This is a genomic window from Streptomyces sp. NPDC048417 (genome assembly GCF_040651615.1).
Classification (GTDB): Bacteria; Actinomycetota; Actinomycetes; order Streptomycetales; family Streptomycetaceae; genus Streptomyces.
On sequence record NZ_JBEZKI010000016.1, the window covers coordinates 49,721 to 69,133 of the forward strand.

The 19,413-nt window shown below is 69.4% G+C and carries 15 protein-coding genes; 10 read left to right on the top strand and 5 right to left on the bottom strand.

All coding sequences use genetic code 11. The annotated features are described in order from the left end of the window. Positions 1–50: 50 nt before the first annotated feature. Positions 51–1,529, bottom strand: coding sequence for a hypothetical protein (locus AB0D59_RS24970; protein ID WP_362569278.1), 1,479 nt, complete (start codon positions 1,527–1,529; stop codon positions 51–53). 82 nt (positions 1,530–1,611) lie between these two features. Between AB0D59_RS24970 and AB0D59_RS24975 the strand changes: the two genes are divergently transcribed. Together AB0D59_RS24975 and AB0D59_RS24980 are read left to right on the top strand one after the other, a co-directional pair. Beyond that, positions 1,612–2,706, top strand: coding sequence for a glycosyl hydrolase family 18 protein (locus tag AB0D59_RS24975; RefSeq protein ID WP_362569281.1), 1,095 nt, complete (start codon positions 1,612–1,614; stop codon positions 2,704–2,706). Then, positions 2,703–3,692 carry an aminoglycoside phosphotransferase family protein gene (locus AB0D59_RS24980; protein ID WP_362569284.1) on the top strand — a complete coding sequence of 330 codons (990 nt, stop codon included), beginning with the start codon at positions 2,703–2,705 and terminating at the stop codon, positions 3,690–3,692. Before AB0D59_RS24975 ends, AB0D59_RS24980 begins: the two co-directional genes overlap by 4 nt. Here the strand turns inward: AB0D59_RS24980 and AB0D59_RS24985 are convergent. Genes AB0D59_RS24985 through AB0D59_RS25000 form a run of 4 tightly spaced genes read right to left on the bottom strand, consistent with a single transcriptional unit; the run spans position 3,667 to position 7,554 of the window. After that, the gene (locus AB0D59_RS24985) at positions 3,667–4,443 is read right to left on the bottom strand and encodes a succinate dehydrogenase/fumarate reductase iron-sulfur subunit (protein WP_362569287.1); all 777 of its coding nucleotides are present in this window, start codon (positions 4,441–4,443) and stop codon (positions 3,667–3,669) included. The two genes, AB0D59_RS24980 and AB0D59_RS24985, sit on opposite strands and share 26 nt — an antisense overlap. Beyond that, positions 4,440–6,371, bottom strand: coding sequence for a fumarate reductase/succinate dehydrogenase flavoprotein subunit (locus AB0D59_RS24990; RefSeq protein WP_362569290.1), 1,932 nt, complete (start codon positions 6,369–6,371; stop codon positions 4,440–4,442). Before AB0D59_RS24990 ends, AB0D59_RS24985 begins: the two co-directional genes overlap by 4 nt. 21 nt (positions 6,372–6,392) lie before the next feature. Then, entirely contained in the window at positions 6,393–7,214 is an 822-nt protein-coding gene (locus AB0D59_RS24995) for a hypothetical protein (RefSeq protein ID WP_362569293.1), read from the bottom strand. Positions 7,215–7,263: 49 nt separating this feature from the next. After that, complete coding sequence (locus tag AB0D59_RS25000; RefSeq protein WP_362569295.1) at positions 7,264–7,554, bottom strand: hypothetical protein; 291 nt, start codon at positions 7,552–7,554, stop codon at positions 7,264–7,266. A 380-nt stretch (positions 7,555–7,934) separates the two neighbouring features. Here AB0D59_RS25000 and AB0D59_RS25005 point away from each other — a divergent pair, with 380 nt between their 5' ends. The 8 genes from AB0D59_RS25005 to AB0D59_RS25040 all read left to right on the top strand — a co-directional run bounded on the left by AB0D59_RS25005 (position 7,935) and on the right by AB0D59_RS25040 (position 19,354). Next, entirely contained in the window at positions 7,935–10,124 is a 2,190-nt protein-coding gene (locus tag AB0D59_RS25005; protein ID WP_362569298.1) for an ABC transporter family substrate-binding protein, read from the top strand. 127 nt (positions 10,125–10,251) lie between these two features. Continuing rightward, complete coding sequence (locus AB0D59_RS25010) at positions 10,252–10,938, top strand: hypothetical protein (protein WP_362569301.1); 687 nt, start codon at positions 10,252–10,254, stop codon at positions 10,936–10,938. Positions 10,939–11,096: 158 nt separating this feature from the next. After that, entirely contained in the window at positions 11,097–13,004 is a 1,908-nt protein-coding gene (typA, locus tag AB0D59_RS25015; protein ID WP_362569304.1) for a translational GTPase TypA, read from the top strand. A 515-nt stretch (positions 13,005–13,519) separates the two neighbouring features. Next, positions 13,520–15,145, top strand: coding sequence for an ABC transporter substrate-binding protein (locus AB0D59_RS25020; protein ID WP_362569307.1), 1,626 nt, complete (start codon positions 13,520–13,522; stop codon positions 15,143–15,145). Positions 15,146–15,282: 137 nt separating this feature from the next. Then, positions 15,283–16,215 (top strand): ABC transporter permease, encoded by a 933-nt coding sequence (locus AB0D59_RS25025; RefSeq protein WP_362569310.1) that lies wholly within the window; start codon positions 15,283–15,285, stop codon positions 16,213–16,215. Beyond that, a complete protein-coding gene (locus AB0D59_RS25030) occupies positions 16,208–17,161 on the top strand; it encodes an ABC transporter permease (RefSeq protein ID WP_362569313.1) in 954 nt (317 codons plus the stop codon). Before AB0D59_RS25025 ends, AB0D59_RS25030 begins: the two co-directional genes overlap by 8 nt. 11 nt (positions 17,162–17,172) lie before the next feature. Continuing rightward, positions 17,173–18,222 carry an ABC transporter ATP-binding protein gene (locus tag AB0D59_RS25035; RefSeq protein WP_362569316.1) on the top strand — a complete coding sequence of 350 codons (1,050 nt, stop codon included), beginning with the start codon at positions 17,173–17,175 and terminating at the stop codon, positions 18,220–18,222. Next, positions 18,215–19,354 (top strand): dipeptide ABC transporter ATP-binding protein, encoded by a 1,140-nt coding sequence (locus AB0D59_RS25040; protein ID WP_362569320.1) that lies wholly within the window; start codon positions 18,215–18,217, stop codon positions 19,352–19,354. The genes AB0D59_RS25035 and AB0D59_RS25040 overlap by 8 nt, the downstream gene beginning before the upstream one ends. Positions 19,355–19,413 lie beyond the last annotated feature (59 nt).

The following is a 19,413-nucleotide window of genomic DNA, read 5'->3' on the forward strand; positions in this document are numbered from 1 at the left end:
CCCACGTGCCGGCGGACGCCCGGCGACCGGTCTCGGCACCCCCGTGGGCGTCAGCCCAACCGTGTCCGTGTCTCGGGCCCCCCGAACGCCACCACCGGCCCTCCGTCCCCCTCTTCGCCCAACAACACGCCCCCCAGCACCGCGCCCGCGAGCCCGCTCTCGTGGGCTGCCGCCCCGGCGTACGGGTTGCCATGGGTGCGCACGTCCCGTCCGGCCAGCTCCCGGGCCCGCCGCGCCAGCCGGTCGGCGTCCGCGGGAGCGGCCCGCCGTGCCTCTGCCAGCAGCGCCCGCGCCTCCGTCCCCACCGCCCCCCGATGCACCCCCACGAAGTCGTCCGCCGCCTCCAGCGCGCCCCGCGCCACCAGGTCCGCCCCGGCGGCGATCACCCCGGACCGCCCGCCCCCGGCCCCCTCCACCGCCCGTACGACCCGGCGCAGGGCGTCCAGCGGGTCGTAGGGCCCACCGGTCAGCTCCTCACGCACGGCGGCCAGCACGATGTCGGCGTGGGCCAGGCGCGACGGTGCGGCGGCCGCCCGGACGCCCGCCAGCTCCGCCTCCGCGCCCGTGAGCGCGGCCGGCAGCAGGCCCGCCGCCGTCCGCAGTTCCGCCGCGAGCCGGGCCACCCCGTCCAGCAGCACCCCGGCCTGCGCCACCGCCCCCTCCGCGGCGCGCAGGCCGCGCCGGAACCCGTCAGCGTCGCCCGAATCGGCGTCCTGGCGGGCCTGATTGAGTCGTCCGGTCGCGAACACCAGCCGGTCCTTGGCCTGTTCGACGTACCCCACCACGGCGGCGACGGCCCCGCTCCCGTACCGCTCGCCCGCCTCCGTCAGCGCACTCGCCACCCCGCCCGTGCGCGCGGCCAGTTCCCGGAACCGCCCTTCGGCCACCGCCAGCGCGTCCCCCGCACCCCACGCGGCGTCGAACCCCTCCGCCGCCGCGTCCAGTTGCCGCCCCGCCTCCGCGCACCGCCCCACCACCCCCACCAGCGCCTGCCGCCGACCGGTGGCGTCCCCGGGTATCCCCTCCTCGTACCGCCGCCATATCGCGAACGCGGCCGACAGCTCGGTCTCGGCCGCCCGCATCGCCGCCGCGGTGGAGTCGCCGCCGTCGACGTACCCGAGCGCCTCCCGGCCGGTGCGGACGCAGTCGTCGGCCAGGACCAGCGCGGCCCGCGCCTGCCGTTCGACATCGACCGCCGACGGCTTCGGCGGGGCGGCGGAGACGATCCCGGGGGTGGTCCGCGAGCGGGAGCGCCGGACGCGCCGCACGTACCCGTAGCCGCCCAGCGCCCCGGCGGCCGCCACCGCGACCAGCGGCATGACGTAGTCGGCGGTCGACGCCCCGTCCGCCCGGGCCGCGGCGACCGGCTCGCGCGCCGCCGCGGGAACCGGATCTTCAGCGGTGGTCGTCATCACCGGCAATACCAGCCAGACCGCTCCGGCCACCCCGCCCAGCACGGCATGCCCCACCCGCACGCCTATGTGCCCGGTGGCGTGCCTCGGACGGCCCCGGATCAAGGATGACGTCACATTTCGGAGCGTATGGGCAGCCTGTCGGCTTCGCGACCGGGGCGGGGACGGGCGGGGGACGACGAGAACAGGGGGACCACCGATGGCAACGGAATCAGAGTCGGAGGGCGTGGGGACCGGGGAGGGAACGGGGGAGGGGGAGGGCGCGCCGGAGGTGCCCGGCGTCCGGAAGAGAGCCCCCTGGGTCCGCTGGACCCGGCGGGTCGGGCTCGCCGCGGTCCTGCTCCTGGTCCTTCCGCTCCTCACCGCCGAGACCGCCCTCCGCGTCAACTTCACCGGCGACCCGAGGCCCGGCACCCACACCCGGGACAAGGACGTCCTCTGGCTCGGGCACGCCTGGGTCGACGGCCGTAAGAGCGACGCCGACGTCACCGCCCTCGCCGCCCGGCTCGCGGACACCGGCATACGCGACCTCTACGTCCATGCCGGACCACTGGAACACAACGGCACGCTGCCCAGAACGGACTATCCCAAGGCCCGTTGGCTGATAACGGCCGTGCATCGAAAACTTCCCGGCGTGCGCGTCCAGGCCTGGCTCGGGGACGAGATCGCGCCCGAGAAGCCGTACGCCATGCATCTGGAGAAGGCGCGGACACGTGCCGCCGTCGTCGCGTCGACCCGGCAGGTGATCGCGGCCGGCTTCGACGGGGTCCACTTCGACCTGGAGCCCCTGCACTCCGGCGACCGGAACTACCTGGCTCTCCTCGATGCGCTGCGGCCGGTGACCCCACTGCTGTCGGTCGCCGCACACCAGATCGACCCGCTCCCCGCCTTTCACTCCTTCTGGGGTACCGTCACCGGCCATCCCAAATGGTGGTCACAGGAGTATTTCGGGCAAGTCGCCCGCCGGGTGGACCAGATCGCGGTGATGTCGTACGACACCATGCAGCCCCTGCAGAGCCTGTACGGCGGGTACGTCGCGCAGCAGACCAGCCTCGCGCTGGAGGTCACCCCGGCAGACACCGACCTCCTCATGGGGCTGCCCTTCTACCACGAGAACCGCTTCGGCCACTGGGCGCACGCGGAGACCGTACCGGCGGCCGTGCGAGGGGTTCGGCTGGGACTGTCACGCACGGACGCGGATCGCGCTAACTTCGGCGTCGCCCTGTACGTCGACTTCGCCGCCACCGAGGATGACTGGACCTCTTATCGGAAGGACTGGGTCCGTACGTCATGACAACCGCTCGTGCCCACCTCACCCGTGACGACCTCGCACCGCTCGCCCGCGAGGCCCTCGGCCGTGCCCCCGCCACCGTCACCCGGCTGCGCGGTGGCTCCAAGAAAGGCGTCTACCGGCTTGCCCTCGACAACGGCAGGTCGGCGATCGCCTACGTCTGGTCCCCGGAGGAGGACTACTGGGGCCCCGCCGACGCCGACATCCGCGACCCCTTCGCACACGCCTCCGGGCTCGGCCTCTTCCTGTCGGCCCACGACCGGCTGACCGAACTCGGGGTGCGCACCCCGCGGCTGCTGTTCGCCGACGAGGAGGCCGAGTACCTGCCCTCGTACGCGGCGGTCGTCGAGGACGTCCGCGGCGGCAGCCTGGAGGTGCTGCTGCGCAGCGACCCCGGCGCGGCCCGGGTGCCGCTGGCCCGGCTGGCCGGGACGCTCGGCGCGCTCCGGGAGTGCGTGGCCTCCGGGTACGGCAAGGCCGCCCTGGTGGAGGAGGGCGGCAAGCCCATCGGCAGCTCCTGCGAGCAGGTCGTCGCGGACCGGGCCCTGCACGACATCGCGGAGGTGGCCGAGCGGGACCCCCGGGTGCGGGAGGCCCGCCAGGCGCTGTCGGAGCGGGTCCGGGAGCTGTACGACGTGATCGAGCCGCGTGACCACGCCTCCCTGGTGCACGGCGAACTCGGCCCGGACCACGTCCTGGTGACCGAGGAGGGCGATCCCGCGCTCATCGACATCGAAGGCCTGATGTACTTCGACGCCGAATGGGAGCACGTCTTCCTCCAGCTCCGCTTCGGGCCCGCCTACGACGTGCTGCGCACCGCCGACCTCGACGAGGACCGCATGGAGCTGTACCGGCTCGCGATGCACCTCAACCTCGTCGCCGGGCCGCTCAGGCTGCTGGACGGCGACTTCCCGGAGCGCGAACCGATGCGGGACATCGCCGAGTCCAACCTCCGGCAGGCGCTCAGCCTCCTGCGGGGCGCCTCCTGATCTTCGAGCCGAGCCACACCAGCGGGTCGTACTTGCGGTCCACGGCCCGCTCCTTCAGGGGGATCAGCGCGTTGTCGGTGATGTGGATGCCCTCGGGGCACACCTCCGTGCAGCACTTGGTGATGTTGCAGTAGCCGAGACCGTGTTCGTCCTGGGCCGTGCGCTTGCGGTCCAGGCCGGACTTCTCGGCCGCGTCCAGCGGGTGCATGTCCAGCTCCGCGACCCGCATCAGGAAACGCGGCCCGGCGAACGCCGACTTGTTCTCCTCGTGGTCGCGCACGACATGGCAGGTGTCCTGGCACAGGAAGCACTCGATGCACTTGCGGAACTCCTGCGACCGGTCCACGTCCTCCTGGAACATCCGGTACTCGCCGGGGCCCACTCCGGCCGGCGGTACGAACGCCGGAACCTCCCTGGCCTTCTGGTAGTTGAAGCCGACGTCCGTGACCAGGTCGCGGATCACCGGGAAGGCCCGCAGCGGGGTGACCGTGAGGGTCTCGTCCCGTTCGAAGACGGACATCCGGGTCATGCACATCAGGCGCGGACGGCCGTTGATCTCCGCCGAGCACGAACCGCACTTGCCCGCCTTGCAGTTCCAGCGGACGGCCAGGTCGGGGGCCTGGGTGGCCTGGATGCGGTGGATGATGTCCAGGACCACCTCGCCCTCGTTCACCTCGACCTTGAAGTCCTCCAGGCCGCCGCCCTCGACGTCGCCTCGCCACACCCTGAAGTGGGCCGTGTAGCCGCTCATTCGTACAGCTCCTCTTCGGCGAGGTACTTGACCAGCTCCTCCTTCTCGAAGAGGGCGAGCAGGTCGGCGCGGATGGGGTCGGTGGTCTCGCGGGTGAGGGTGATCTGGCCGCGCACCGGGTCGGTGGCCGCCAGCCCGCCCGTGGGGTCGGCCAGTTGACAGAGCAGGTTGATCCGGCGCCAGTCGCGGTCCATCGTCGGATGGTCCTCACGGGTGTGGCCGCCGCGCGACTCGGTGCGCTCCAGGGCCGCCCGGGCCACGCACTCGCTGACCAGCAGCATGTTCCGCAGGTCCAGGGAGAGATGCCAGCCCGGGTTGAACTGGCGGTGCCCCTCCACGCCGGCCCGGCGGGCCCGCACCCGCAGCGCGGCGAGCCGCTCCAGGGCCTGCTCCATCTCGCCCTCCCGGCGGATGATGCCGACCAGGTCGTTCATCGCCTGCTGGAGCTCCTGGTGCAGGGTGTACGGGTTCTCCGGCGGGCCCGCCTCGGGCTGCTCGCTCTCGGCGGAGAACGGCCGCAGCGCCTCCGCGGCCGCCGAGTCGACCTGGATGTCGTCCACCGCCGGCCGGATGTCGAGGTCCGCCGCGTGGTCGGCCGCGTGCCAGCCCGCCCGGCGCCCGAACACCAGCAGGTCGGACAGGGAGTTGCCGCCGAGCCGGTTGGAGCCGTGCATACCGCCGGCCACCTCACCGGCCGCGAACAGCCCGGGCACCCCGCGCGCCGCCGCCGTGTCGGAGTCCACCGCGACCCCGCCCATCACGTAGTGGCAGGTCGGGCCGACCTCCATCGCCTCCGCCGTGATGTCGACGTCCGCCAGCTCCTTGAACTGGTGGTACATGGAGGGCAGCCGGCGCCGGATCACCTCGGCCGGCATCCGCGTCGACACGTCCAGGAAGACCCCGCCGTGCGGGGAGCCGCGGCCCGCCTTCACCTCGGAGTTGATGGCCCGGGCCACCTCGTCGCGGGGGAGCAGCTCGGGCGGCCGCCGGTTGTGGTCCGGGTCCTCGTACCAGCGGTCGCCCTCCTCCTCGGACTCGGCGTACTTCTCCTTGAAGACGTCCGGGATGTAGTCGAACATGAACCGCTTGCCCTCGGAGTTGCGCAGCACCCCTCCGTCGCCGCGCACCGACTCCGTGACCAGGATCCCCTTCACCGACGGCGGCCAGACCATGCCCGTTGGGTGGAACTGCACGAACTCCATGTTGAGCAGGGGCGCCCCGGCCAGCAGGGCGAGCGCGTGCCCGTCGCCGGTGTACTCCCACGAGTTCGACGTCACCTTGAAGGACTTGCCGATGCCCCCGGTCGCGACCACCACGGCGGGCGCTTCGAGGACGAAGAAACGGCCGCTCTCCCGCTCGTACGCGAAGACCCCCGACACCCGGCTGCCGTCCTTCAGAATCCGGGTGACCGTGCACTCCTGGAAGACCTTCAGCCGGGACTCGTAGTCGCCGGTCTCCTTCTTGTCCTCCTGCTGGAGCGCGACGATCTTCTGTTGCAGGGTCCGGATCAGCTCCAGGCCGGTGCGGTCGCCGACATGGGCGAGGCGCGGGTACTCGTGGCCGCCGAAGTTGCGCTGGGAGATCTTCCCGTCCTTCGTACGGTCGAACAGGGCGCCCCAGGTCTCCAGTTCCCAGACCCGGTCCGGGGCCTCCGTGGCGTGCAGCTCGGCCATCCGCCACTGGTTGAGGAACTTGCCGCCGCGCAGGGTGTCGCGGAAGTGGACGTGCCAGTTGTCGTGCTCGTTGACGTTGGCCATGGCCGCCGCGATGCCGCCCTCGGCCATCACCGTGTGCGCCTTGCCGAACAGCGACTTGCAGATCACCGCCGTACGGGCACCCCGCTCGCGTGCCTCGATCGCGGCGCGCAGCCCGGCGCCGCCGGCACCGACCACGACGACGTCCCACTCCTGGCGGTCCACCACGGGCATCAGAAGCACCTTTTCATTTGCTTAGAAGATGGTCGGATCGTCGAAGACACCGGACGCGAGCAGATAGACGTAGAAGTCGGCGAGCGCCACGCTCACCAATGACGCCCAGGCGAGCTGCATGTGCCGGGCGTTGAGCCGGCCGACGAACTGCCACGCCTTGTAGCGCACGGGGTGTTTGGAGAAGTGCTTGAGCTTGCCGCCGACGATGTGCCGACAGGAGTGGCAGGACAGGGTGTACGCCCAGATCAGCACGATGTTGACCAGGAAGACCAGGGTGCCGAGGCCCATGTGGCCCCAGTGCTCGTCCGTGTCCCGGAAGGACAGCACCGTGTCGTAGGTCAGCACGCAGGCGACCAGCAGGGCGAAGTAGAAGAAGTACCGGTGGACGTTCTGCAGGATCAGCGGGAAGCGGGTCTCACCGGTGTACTTCGCGTGCGGCTCGGCCACCGCGCAGGCCGGTGGGGACGCCCAGAAGCTGCGGTAGTACGCCTTGCGGTAGTAGTAGCAGGTCAGGCGGAAGCCCAGCGGGAAGATCAGGACGATGATCGCCGGGGAGATCGCCCACCAGCTGCCGAAGAGGTCGGCGTTCGGGCCGGACGGCATGTTCTTGCAGTTCTCGGCCAGACAGGGTGAGTAGAACGGCGAGACGTACGGCGCCGAGTAGTAGTCCGCGTTGGCGAAGGCACGCCAGGTCGAGTACACGACGAACGCGAACAGACCGGCCGCGGTGACGGCGGGTGCCAGCCACCAGCGGTCGGTCCGCAGGTGCGGGGCGGAGATCGCGGCGCGCGTACCGGTTCGTACGCCGCCGCTGTTCGGATGTGGTTCCGTACCAGTGGCCAATGGATGACTCCGGTCGGTTCGGGGGTCGGAGGGCCTGCGGGCAGTCCGGCTACGGTGCGTGCCGGTCGCGGGCGCCGAGACCCTCGTCGTCCGTGTCCGTCCACAGGTTGATGTCGTAGGGGTCGTCGGAGATGGTGACGAGTTCGGGGCGCTTGCCCGGGGTGTCGGTGTTCGCCGTCTCCCGCAGCAGCGCCACGCTCTCGCGCAGGTGATCGGCGTCGGCACGGACGCGGCGCATCTCCAGTCCGCCGCTCCCGAGCTGTTGCTCCAGGCGGCCGACGGACCGGTTCAGGTCGTCCAGGCACCGCTGTACTGACGTCAGGTCGTCGTGCACGGACATGACGTGACCTCACTTCCGCGGACTTCACCGTCCAAGGCGGCAACGTTCATGCGCCTGCGAGTGTTGCGCGTCACACCTGCTGATGTGAAGGCATGTGCAGCGATTGGCGGATTGCGCGCCTCCGTCGCACGCCCGCACGCGCTCTGTGTGCGCCGGGGACGGGCGCCGCCGCGAGGGGTGCCGCCGGTGCGCCGCCCCGGGTGGGCATTGCGCCGCACGGGTGGGCTTTGGCAGCCCTCGCCGCCGTGTCGTCCCCGGCCGACGGACCCCGTCCATTTCAGTGGGGTCCGTACTTCTGACGTACATGTGATCAACTCCAAAATACCCCCAAATGTGAACAGACCCCACCCGTGTCACCGGGCCTCCCGGAGGTAGCAGAGATGTCTCACCACGGCGTCGGACCCAGGCCTGGCCGCAGTGCGGTCATGCGTTCCGTCACGTTCCTGACCGCGGGCGCGCTCGCGGTGCCCTTCCTCACGGGGTGCGGCTCCGACGACGAGGGCAGCAAGCCGCTGGCCGGACAGGACATCGCGGCGGTCGCCCGTGACGCGGTCGCCGAGGGTGGCGCCCTGAAGTGGGCCGTGGACGCCGTACCGGAGACCCTCAACACCTTCCAGGCCGACGCCGACGCGGGCACCACCCGGGTCGCGCAGGCGGTCCTGCCGTCGATGTTCACCATCGACGCCACCGGCCGCCCGGTCCGCGACCCCGACTATCTGGAGTCCGCGAAGGTCATCGAGACCGAGCCGCGCCAGGTCGTCCTCTACAAGCTCAACCAGCAGGCCGTCTGGAGCGACGGCCGGGAGATCGGCGCCGCCGACTTCGCCGCCCAGTGGCGCGCCCTGTCCGGCAAGGACTCCGCCTACTGGACCGCCCGCAACGCCGGCTACGACCGCATCGGCAAGATCGAGCGCGGTGCCAACGACCTGGAGGTCCGGGTCACCTTCGAGCGGCCGTACGCCGACTGGAAGTCGCTGTTCTCGCCGCTCTATCCCAAGGAGGTCATGGGTACCCCGGACGCCTTCAACGACGGCGCCCGCCGGAAGCTCGCGGTCACCGCGGGACCCTTCAAGGTCGACAAGGTCGACACCGCGAAGAAGGACGTCGTCCTCACCCGCAACCCGCGCTGGTGGGGCCGCCCGGCCAAGCTCGACGAGATCGACCTGCACGCCGTGGACCGGGAGAAGCGGGCCGGCGCGCTCGCCGCCGGCACGGTCGACGTCGCCGACATCGACGCCTCCGAGGCCCAGCGGATCATCATCGCCGGGCGGGACAAGGGCACCGGCACGCCGTTGCAGGGCGCCGGGAAGACCTCCGCGAAGAAGCTGCGCTCCTGGGCGCTCACCCTCGGCATGGACGAGGAGAAGCTGCCCAAGGGGCCGAAGAAGCTCCGCAAGACCATCTCCAAGTGGCTGGAGCAGCAGCAGGAGCTGCGCGACGTCGACGTCCGCAAGTCCCTGGAGCCCGCCTTCACCCAGCTCGCCCTGAACGGCTCCGAGGGCCCCCTCGCCGACGAGCGGGTGCGCCGGGCCGTCGCCCGCGCCCTCGACCGCCAGACGCTCGCCAAGCTGGTGCTCACCCCACTGGGACTCCCCGCCGTGCCGGTCGGCAGCCACCTCGCCCTGTCCGGGCAGGCCGCCTACGCCGACAGCAGCGGGTCGATCGGCGGCCTCGACACCCACGAGGCGCAGGCGCTGCTCGCCGACGCCGGTTGGGTGGCCGGCGGGCCGATCAAGGCCGGGGGCAAGGCGGCCGGCGCGCAGAACGGGAACGGCGACAAGGCGGGCAAGGGCGACAAGGGCGGCAAGGCGGGCAAGGGCGACGACTCCGACGGCGGGGACGACGGGCAGTTCATCGTCGGGGAGGACGACAAGAGCCCCGACGCCCCCGACGACAAGGACACCCGCGACCACCAGAAGGACCACGCCCACGGGGCGCCCGGGGCGTACGCGCCGAAGGGCACAGCCGCGCCCAAGGGGGCGCAGGCCGCGGCCGCACCGCTGGCCAAGGACGGCAAGGCGCTGAGCCTGCGGTTCGTGCTGCCGTCGGGGCCGGGGTCACAGACGCTCCAGGACGTCGCCGACCGGATCCGGCAGATGCTCGCGGCGGTCGGCATCCAGGCCGAGATCACCAAGGTCTCCGACGAGAGCTACTTCAAGGACCACATCGCCTCCGGGCAGTACGACCTCGCGCTGTACTCGTGGCCGACGTCCGCGTTCCCGGCGACGGACGCGCGGCCGATCTACGCGAAGCCGGTGCCGGCCGCCGACGGGTCGCTGAATGTCGAGCAGAACTACACGAGGGTGGGCACCGACCAGGTGGACCAGCTCTTCGACCAGGCGCTCGGGGCGCTGGACGAGGAAGAGGCGGACGGGCTGTTGCGGAAGGCGGACTCGCGGATCTGGGCGTCGGCCGGGTCGCTGCCGCTGTACCAGCGCCCGCAGATCGTGGGGGCCAGAAAGGGGCTGGTGAACGTAGGCGCGTTCGGTTTCCAGACGCCGGTCTACCAGGACATGGGGTTCCTGAAGAAGGGCGCGAAGGTGTCGGCGAGTGCGTCGCCGGCCGGCTGACCGGCGCCGTAGCTCAGGGGTTGCTCAAATGGCTTGCCGTCACGCGATCGGCACCCGCAGGATCACGGGGACAGCGGTCGACGCCGCGGGCGCCGACCGCTCCACACGGGGGACATGGAGCGGGCGTATGCGCGACATCGGATCACGGATCTGGGCGACAGGACTGGCCGCGCTGGTGCTGGGAGCGGGCCTGACGGCCTGCACCGGGGGCACCGGCGGCGGGGACGGCCGTCCGGACGGGGGCGCGAGCGGAACCGGCACGGCGGCGGCGAAGGCGTGCGGAGACGGCACGTACAGCTGGTCCGCGGTCAAGGAGTCGGACCGGCTGACGGGCGTCTCGGAGCGGGAACGGCTGGGCGCCGGCGGCGGCGCGCTGCGGAACCCGCTGGAGCGCGTGTACACGCCGCGGCCCTCGGTGCGGACCGAGGGACCGACGCTCTCGCCGGCCGAGGTCCTCTTCTCGCTGGGCAAGAAGATCGGTGAGGTCGACTCCACGGCCCGCACCCTGGCGGACGACGACAGCGGCACCACCTACGCCTTCACCGATGTGCACGTCAAGGCCCCGCCCCTGGACAACGGCGCTGTCCGACTCGACGGCGCCGGAGACTTCGTGACCTACGACGGGGTGCGGGAGGTGGCGGGCGACTTCCGCTACTCCTGCCCGGACGGCCGGACCACCACCGGGCACGCGCGGACCTGGCGAGTCGTCCTGGGCGGAATCGTCAACTGCGGCGAGGCCGTGGAAGCGCGGCTCGCCCGGCAGGCCGCCCGGCTCTCCTGCGAAACCGGTTCGGCCGCCACGAAGGGCGCCTGACCGACACCCTCCCGGGGCCCCCACCCACGGCCCCGGGATGCCCCCACGGCCTCACCCCGTACCATGGGGTGAGGCCGTGGCGTGTTCAGCCCGGCAGGGTGCGCGAACACCGATGTACGCGCAAGCCCCTTCCTCATACTCCGGGAGTACGCCGCACCATGGCCACGCGCCACGACATCCGCAACGTCGCCATCGTCGCCCACGTCGACCACGGCAAGACGACCCTCGTCGACGCCATGCTGAAGCAGGCCGGTGCCTTCGCCGCGCACGCCGCCGAGTCGCTCGACGACCGCATGATGGACTCCAACGACCTGGAGCGTGAGAAGGGCATCACGATCCTGGCCAAGAACACGGCCGTGAAGTACCACCCGAAGGACGGTGGCGAGGTCGTCACCATCAACATCATCGACACCCCGGGCCACGCCGACTTCGGCGGCGAGGTCGAGCGCGGTCTGTCGATGGTGGACGCGGTGGTGCTGCTCGTCGACGCCTCCGAGGGCCCCCTGCCCCAGACCCGCTTCGTGCTGCGCAAGGCGCTCCAGGCCAAGCTGCCCGTCATCCTGTGCATCAACAAGACGGACCGCCCCGACTCGCGTATCGACGAGGTCGTCAACGAGGCCTACGACCTCTTCCTCGACCTCGACGCCGACGAGGACCAGATCGAGTTCCCGATCGTCTACGCGTGTGCGCGTGACGGTGTGGCCTCGCTGACCAAGCCGGAGGACGGCACCGTCCCGGCCGACAGCGACAGCCTGGAGCCGTTCTTCTCCACGATCCTGTCCCACGTCCCGGCTCCCGAGTACGACGAGGCGGCCCCGCTCCAGGCGCACGTCACCAACCTGGACGCGGACAACTTCCTCGGCCGTATCGCGCTGCTCCGGGTCGAGCAGGGCGAGCTGCGCAAGGGCCAGACCGTCACGTGGATCAAGCGCGACGGCACGATGTCCAACGTCCGCATCACCGAGCTGCTGATGACCGAGGCGCTCACCCGCAAGCCCGCCGAGATGGCGGGACCGGGTGACATCTGCGCGGTCGCCGGTATCCCGGACATCATGATCGGCGAGACCCTCGCCGACCCCGAGAACCCGATCCCGCTGCCGCTGATCACGGTCGACGAGCCCGCGATCTCGATGACCATCGGCACCAACACCTCGCCGCTGGTCGGTCGGGGCGGCACCGGCAAGGGCGCCGACAACAAGGCCGCGGTCAAGGACCGCAAGGTCACCGCCCGCCAGGTCAAGGACCGCCTCGACCGCGAGCTGGTCGGCAACGTCTCGCTGCGGGTGCTCGACACCGAGCGTCCGGACGCCTGGGAGGTCCAGGGCCGTGGTGAGCTGGCGCTCGCCATCCTGGTCGAGCAGATGCGCCGCGAGGGCTTCGAGCTGACCATCGGCAAGCCCCAGGTGGTCACCCAGATCGTCGACGGCAAGGTGCACGAGCCGGTCGAGCGCATGACGATCGACGTGCCCGAGGAGCACATGGGTGCGGTCACGCAGCTCATGGGCGTCCGCAAGGGCCGTATGGACAACATGTCGAACCACGGCTCCGGCTGGGTCCGCCTGGAGTTCGTCGTGCCGTCCCGCGGCCTCATCGGCTTCCGGACCGAGTTCCTGACCGGCACGCGCGGCACGGGCATCGCCCACTCCATCCACGAGGGCCACGAGCCGTGGTTCGGCCCCCTGACCACGCGTAACAACGGCTCGCTGGTCGCCGACCGCTCCGGCGCCGTCACCGCCTTCGCGATGACGAACCTCCAGGAGCGCGGTGTGCTGTTCACCGACCCCGGCACCGAGGTGTACGAGGGCATGATCGTCGGCGAGAACTCGCGCTCCGACGACATGGACGTGAACATCACCAAGGAGAAGAAGCTCACGAACATGCGGTCGTCCTCGGCCGACTCGTTCGAGGCGATCGTCCCGCCGCGCAAGCTCTCCCTGGAGCAGTCGCTGGAGTTCTGCCGCGACGACGAGTGCGTCGAGGTGACCCCGGAGTCCGTGCGTATCCGCAAGGTCGTCCTGGACCAGAAGGAGCGCGGTCGCACCGCCAGCCGCGCCAAGCACGGCTGACGCACGCCGTTCGACCACGAAGCCGGGCACCCCGCGTTGCGGGGTGCCCGGCTTCGTGTTGAGCGGGGAGGTAGGGAAAACCCTAATTCTCGTCGCTGATCCGTAAGGGCGGACCGCACGGCACTAGTCTTCTGACAGCATGCGCCCTGTCTGTGTCCAAGCGCACTTTCCGCGATTCTGCAACTGGATTTTCATCCGACTTGGGTTCGGTAAACGAACATGCAGGCCCGATAGGTGTGTAACAAGTCCGTTTCGCAGGGATCTTTCTGCAAACCCTTTGTCCGGATTTTGGAAGATGTTCGCGTCAGGTGTGATCGAACCGAGACCTTATGAGTGTGGTTCGGTCATGGCGCATGGCAGATAGTTAGGCGCGTAGAGCTCGGATCGGGTCATGCACTGTACGCAGCGCCGACCTGCGAGCGCGGGGAGCACCTGAACGTTTCAGGCGCCGGTGACGGTGACGTGTCATGTGCTCCTCCATGTGGTGAACCAATGGACTCATGAGGAGGAGCCCCATGCGTGGTGCCAAGAGCGCCAAGTGGGTTGCGATAGCTGCGGTTGTGGCGCTGGGGGCCACTGCGTGTGGCGGCGGCGGTGACGACAAGGGCAGCAGCAAGGCGGCGATCGACCCCAACGGTGTGTTCTCGGTTGAGTCCGGTGAGCCGCAGAACCCGCTGCAGCCGGCCAACACGATGGAGTCCTACGGCAGCCTTGTCATCAAGTCGCTCTTCTCGCAGCTGGTCTCCTATGACTCCGCGGGCAAGATCGTCATGGTCAACGCTCAGTCGGTGGACAGCAAGGACAACAAGACCTTCACGGTCAAGCTGAAGTCGGGCTGGAAGTTCCACGACGGCACCCCGGTCACCGCCGACTCCTACGTCAAGGCGTGGAACTGGGCGGCCGCCCCGGCGAACAAGCAGACCAACAGCTTCTGGTTCTCCGACATCCAGGGCTACGACGACGTGGCCCCCGCGAAGGGCAAGCCGAAGGCCACCTCGCTCTCCGGTCTGAAGGTCGTCGACGACAGCACCTTCACCATCACGCTGTCCAAGCCGATGCCGTACTTCGTGTACAAGCTCGGCTACGAGGTCTTCTCGCCGCTGCCGGAGTCCTTCTACAAGGACCCGAAGGCCGCGGGCCAGCACCCGATCGGCAACGGTCCGTACAAGTTCGTCAGCTGGCAGCACAAGAAGCAGATCCAGGTCGCAAAGTACGCCGACTACAAGGGCCCGAACGCCGCCAAGAACGGTGGCGTGATCTTCAAGAACTACGCCAGCCCCGAGACGGCGTACGAGGACCTGAAGTCCGACAACGTGGACGTCATCACCCAGGTCGCGCCCAAGGACCTGCCCGTCTACAAGCAGGACCTCGGCGACCGCGCGATCGACCAGTCCTACTCCGCGATCCAGACGATCGCCCCGGCGTTCTACACCAAGCAGTGGAAGAACATCGACCCGAAGGTCCTGCAGGGCCTGTCGATGGCGATCGACCGGAACACCATCACCAAGACCGTGCTCAACGGCACCCGTGAGCCCGCGACGGGCTGGGTCGCCAAGGGCGTCCTCGGCTACCAGCCGAACGCGGCCGGCGACGTCACCACGTACAACCCGACGAAGGCCAAGGCGCTGATCAAGGAGGGTGGCGGCGTTCCGGGCAACTCCATCACCATCCAGTACAACGCTGACGGCGGCCACAAGGACTGGGTGGACGCGGTCTGCAACTCCATCACCAACGCCACCGGTGTGAAGTGCGCCGGCGACTCGAAGGCCGACTTCCAGGCGGACCTGAACGCGCGTGACGCGCACCAGGTCAAGTCCCTGTACCGCTCGGGCTGGGTGCTGGACTTCCCGATGAACGCCAACTTCATCCGTGACCTGTACGGCTCCAAGTCGGACGGCAACCAGAGCGGCTTCTCCAACTCGAAGATCGACTCGGACATCGCCGCCGCCGACAGCGCGAGCACGCTGGAGGACTCGGAGCAGAAGTACCAGGCCATCGAGAAGGAGCTGGTCAACTACATGCCCAGCATTCCGCTCTGGTACTACAAGGTCAACGCGGGCTACTCGGAGAAGGTGTCCGGCGTCAAGTTCAACCAGGCCGGCGACCCGGTGCTGACCGGCGTTCAGGTCGCGAAGAAGTAACCACAAGACCGTACCCGGGGCGCGGCTTCCACGCGCCCCGGCAACGGCAGTGGCTGGGGGCCCTTTCCGTACGCATCATCCAACGGTGCGCACGGAAAGGGCCCGTCGGCTGCCGCTGTGACTGACATGGAGGCACGATGGGGCGCTACGTCGCACGACGACTGCTCCAGATGATCCCGGTCTTCATCGGGACAACCCTGCTGATCTTCCTCATGGTCTACGCCCTGCCCGGCGACCCCGTGCGAGGACTGTTCGGCGACAAGGGCGGCAGCCCGCAGGTGATCGCCCAGCTGAGACATCAGTACGGCCTGGACCAGCCGATCCTGGTCCAGTACTGGCATTACATGAAGAGCATGATCCTGCATGCCGACTTCGGCACGCAGATCGCCAGCGGGCGTCCGGTCACGGACGTGCTCGGCGACGCGTTCCCCGTCACCCTCCGTCTGGCCGGCCTCTCCTTCGTCATCGAGATAGTGTTCGGCATCGCCCTGGGCATCGTGGCCGGCCTGCGTGCGGGACGCTTCACCGACAACGCGATCCTGCTGTTCACCCTGCTGCTGATCTCGGTGCCGGTGTTCGTCCTCGGCTACATCCTCAAGGTCATTTTCGCCTTCGACCTGAACTGGCTGCCACCGAACGTCAACGACTCGACGAACTACAACGAGTTGCTGATGCCGGCCATCGTGCTGGCCACCGCGTCCCTGGCGTACGTGACCCGGCTCACCCGGACCTCGATCTCCGAGAACCTGCGCGCCGACTACATCCGTACGGCCATCGCCAAGGGCCTGCCGAAGCGGCGCGTGGTGGGCGTCCACCTCATGCGCAACTCGCTGATCCCGGTGGTCACCTACCTGGGTACCGACATCGGCGCCCTCATGGGCGGTGCCGTCGTCACCGAGGGCCTGTTCAACATCCAGGGCATCGGAGGCACGATCTACCAGTCGATCGTGCGCCGCGAGGGCACGACCCTCGTGGGCCTGGTGACCATCCTGGTCCTCGTGTACCTCCTCGCCAACCTTCTCGTAGACCTGCTTTATGCGGTCCTTGACCCGAGGATTCGCTATGCCTGACGTGACCAAGACCGTGCCCGAGGCCGCTGCCGAGGACGCCGCCGTCGCGGCGGCCGGGGGGCCACTGCCCGAGCCGAGCAAGCCTGAGAAGACGCGCAGTCTGTGGGGCGATGCCTGGCAGGACCTGCGGCGCAGCTGGATCTTCATCGTCTCGGCGGCGCTGATCGTCCTGCTGCTGACGATCACCTTCTTCCCCGGCTGGTTCACCGGCGCCAACCCGACCTCTGGCGACCTGGCCAAGCACTTCCTGCAGAAGCCCAGGCTCGGCAACTTCTTCTCGGCCGACTGGCTGGGATACGACCAGCAGGGCCGCAGCGTCTACGCCCGTGTCATCTACGGCGCCCGCGCCTCCATCGCGGTCGGCTTCGGTACGACGGTCGCGGTCACCGTCGTGGGCGGTCTGGTCGGCATGATCGCCGGCTACTTCGGCGGCATCGTCGACTCGGTGCTGTCCCGGCTGACCGACGTTTTCTTCGGCATCCCGTTCCTGCTCGGCACCATGGTCTTCCTCACCTCCTTCCAGGACCGCACGACCTGGATCGTCATCGGCGCCCTGAGCTTCTTCGGCTGGACGCAGATAGCCCGCGTGATGCGCGGCGCGGTGATCACGACCAAGCAGTCCGACTACGTGCACGCCGCCAAGGCGCTGGGCGCGAGCACACCGCGCATCATGTTCCGGCACATCCTGCCGAACACACTGGCTCCGGTGATCGTCGTCGCCACCATCTCGCTCGGCATCTACATCTCCGCCGAGGCGACCCTGTCCTACCTGGGGCTCGGCCTGAACGGCGTGTCCTGGGGCAATGACATCTCCGACGGCGGCAACCAGATCCGCGTGGCACAGTGGATCATGCTGTACCCGTCGATCATGCTCATCGTCACCGTGCTGGCGTTCATCATGCTCGGTGAAGCCGTGCGCAACGCCCTTGACCCGAAGATGCGCTGAGGGAGGCGTACGTGACCATCATCGAAGAAGCACCCGTGCCCTCGCCGCGCGACGGCGGCGGCGTCCCGCTCCTCGAAGTGCAGGACCTGCACGTCGAGTTCCACACCCGCGAGGGTGTCGTCAAGGCCGTCAACGGCGTCAACTACAGCGTCAGCGCGGGCGAGACGCTCGCCGTCCTCGGTGAGTCGGGCTCCGGCAAGTCCGTGACCGCGCAGGCCATCATGGGCATCCTCGACATGCCTCCGGCAAGGATCCCGCAGGGCGAGATCCGTTTCCTCGGCGAGGACATGCTCACCATGTCCTCCGAGAACCGCCGCAAGATCCGCGGCCGGCGCATCGCCATGATCTTCCAGGACGCGCTCAGCTCGCTGAACCCGGTGCTGTCCGTCGGCTACCAGCTCGGCGAGATGTTCCGGGTCCATCAGGGCCTGTCCAAGAAGGACGCCAAGGCCAAGGCGATCGAGCTGATGGACCGGGTGAAGATCCCGGGCGCGGCGGCCCGCGTGAACGACTATCCGCACCAGTTCTCGGGCGGTATGCGCCAGCGCATCATGATCGCGATGGCGCTGGCCCTGGAGCCGGAGCTGATCATCGCCGACGAGCCGACCACGGCCCTCGACGTGACGGTCCAGGCCCAGGTCATGGACCTGCTCGCGGAGCTGCAGCGCGAGTACAACATGGGTCTGATCCTGATCACCCACGACCTCGGCGTCGTCGCCGACGTCGCGGACAAGATCGCCGTGATGTACGCGGGCCGGATCGTCGAGACAGCCCCCGTCCACGAGCTGTACAAGCGACCCGCGCACCCCTACACCCGTGGTCTGCTGGACTCGATCCCGCGCCTGGACCAGAAGGGCCAGGAGCTGTACGCGATCAAGGGGCTGCCGCCCAACCTGCTGCGCGTGCCCACCGGTTGCGCCTTCAACCCGCGCTGCCCCAAGGCCCAGGACATCTGCCGTACGGACATCCCGGCGCTGCAGCCGGTGACCGAGCAGGACGGTGGCGAGCTGGTGGGCCGGGCCTCGGCCTGCCACTTCTGGAAGGAGACACTCCATGGCTGAGCTCAGCAAGAACGACGAGCCGCAGGACGCCACGCCGAACGTCTCCGAGGTGGTCTCCGCGTCCGACGCGGATGCGGTCACCGCCATCGAGGCGTCCGTCAAGCGGGGCGAGCCGATCCTGCAGGTGCGCAACCTGGTCAAGCACTTCCCGCTGACCCAGGGCATCCTGTTCAAGAAGCAGATCGGCGCGGTCAAGGCCGTCGACGGCATCTCCTTCGACCTGTACCAGGGCGAGACGCTGGGCATCGTGGGCGAGTCCGGCTGCGGCAAGTCGACGGTGGCCAAGCTCCTGATGAACCTGGAGCAGGCGACGGCCGGCGAGATCTTCTACAAGGGCCAGGACATCACCAAGGTGTCCGGGCGTGCGCTGAAGGCCGTCCGCCGCAACATCCAGATGGTGTTCCAGGACCCGTACACCTCGCTCAACCCGCGCATGACGGTCGGCGACATCATCGGGGAGCCCTACGACATCCACCCCGAGGTGGCCCCGAAGGGCGACCGGCGCCGCAAGGTGCAGGAGCTGCTGGATGTCGTCGGCCTCAACCCCGAGTACATCAACCGGTACCCGCACCAGTTCTCCGGCGGCCAGCGACAGCGCATCGGCATCGCGCGCGGCCTGGCTCTCAACCCGGAGATCATCATCTGCGACGAGCCGGTGTCCGCGCTGGACGTGTCCGTCCAGGCACAGGTCATCAACCTGATGGAGCGGCTGCAGGACGAGTTCAACCTGTCGTACATCTTCATCGCCCACGACCTGTCGATCGTCCGGCACATCTCGGACCGGGTCGGGGTCATGTACCTCGGCAAGATGGCCGAGGTCGGCACCGATGAGCAGATCTACGAGCACCCGACGCACCCTTACACCCAGGCGCTGCTGTCGGCGGTCCCGGTCCCCGACCCGGAGGCTCGTGAGCACCGCGAGCGGATCATCCTCACCGGTGACGTGCCCTCTCCGGCCAACCCGCCGTCCGGGTGCCGCTTCCGCACCCGCTGCTGGAAGGCCGAGGCCAAGTGCGCCGAGGAGGTTCCGCTGCTCGCGGTCCCCGAGCGCTTCAAGGGCGCGGACACCCCGGCGGCCCACGAGTCGGCCTGCCACTTCGCGGAGGAGAAGGACGTCGTGCACGCGGCCTGACCCCCACACGACGCGGTCGGGTCCCGGCACCGCCATGCGGTTTCGGGACCCGACCGTTT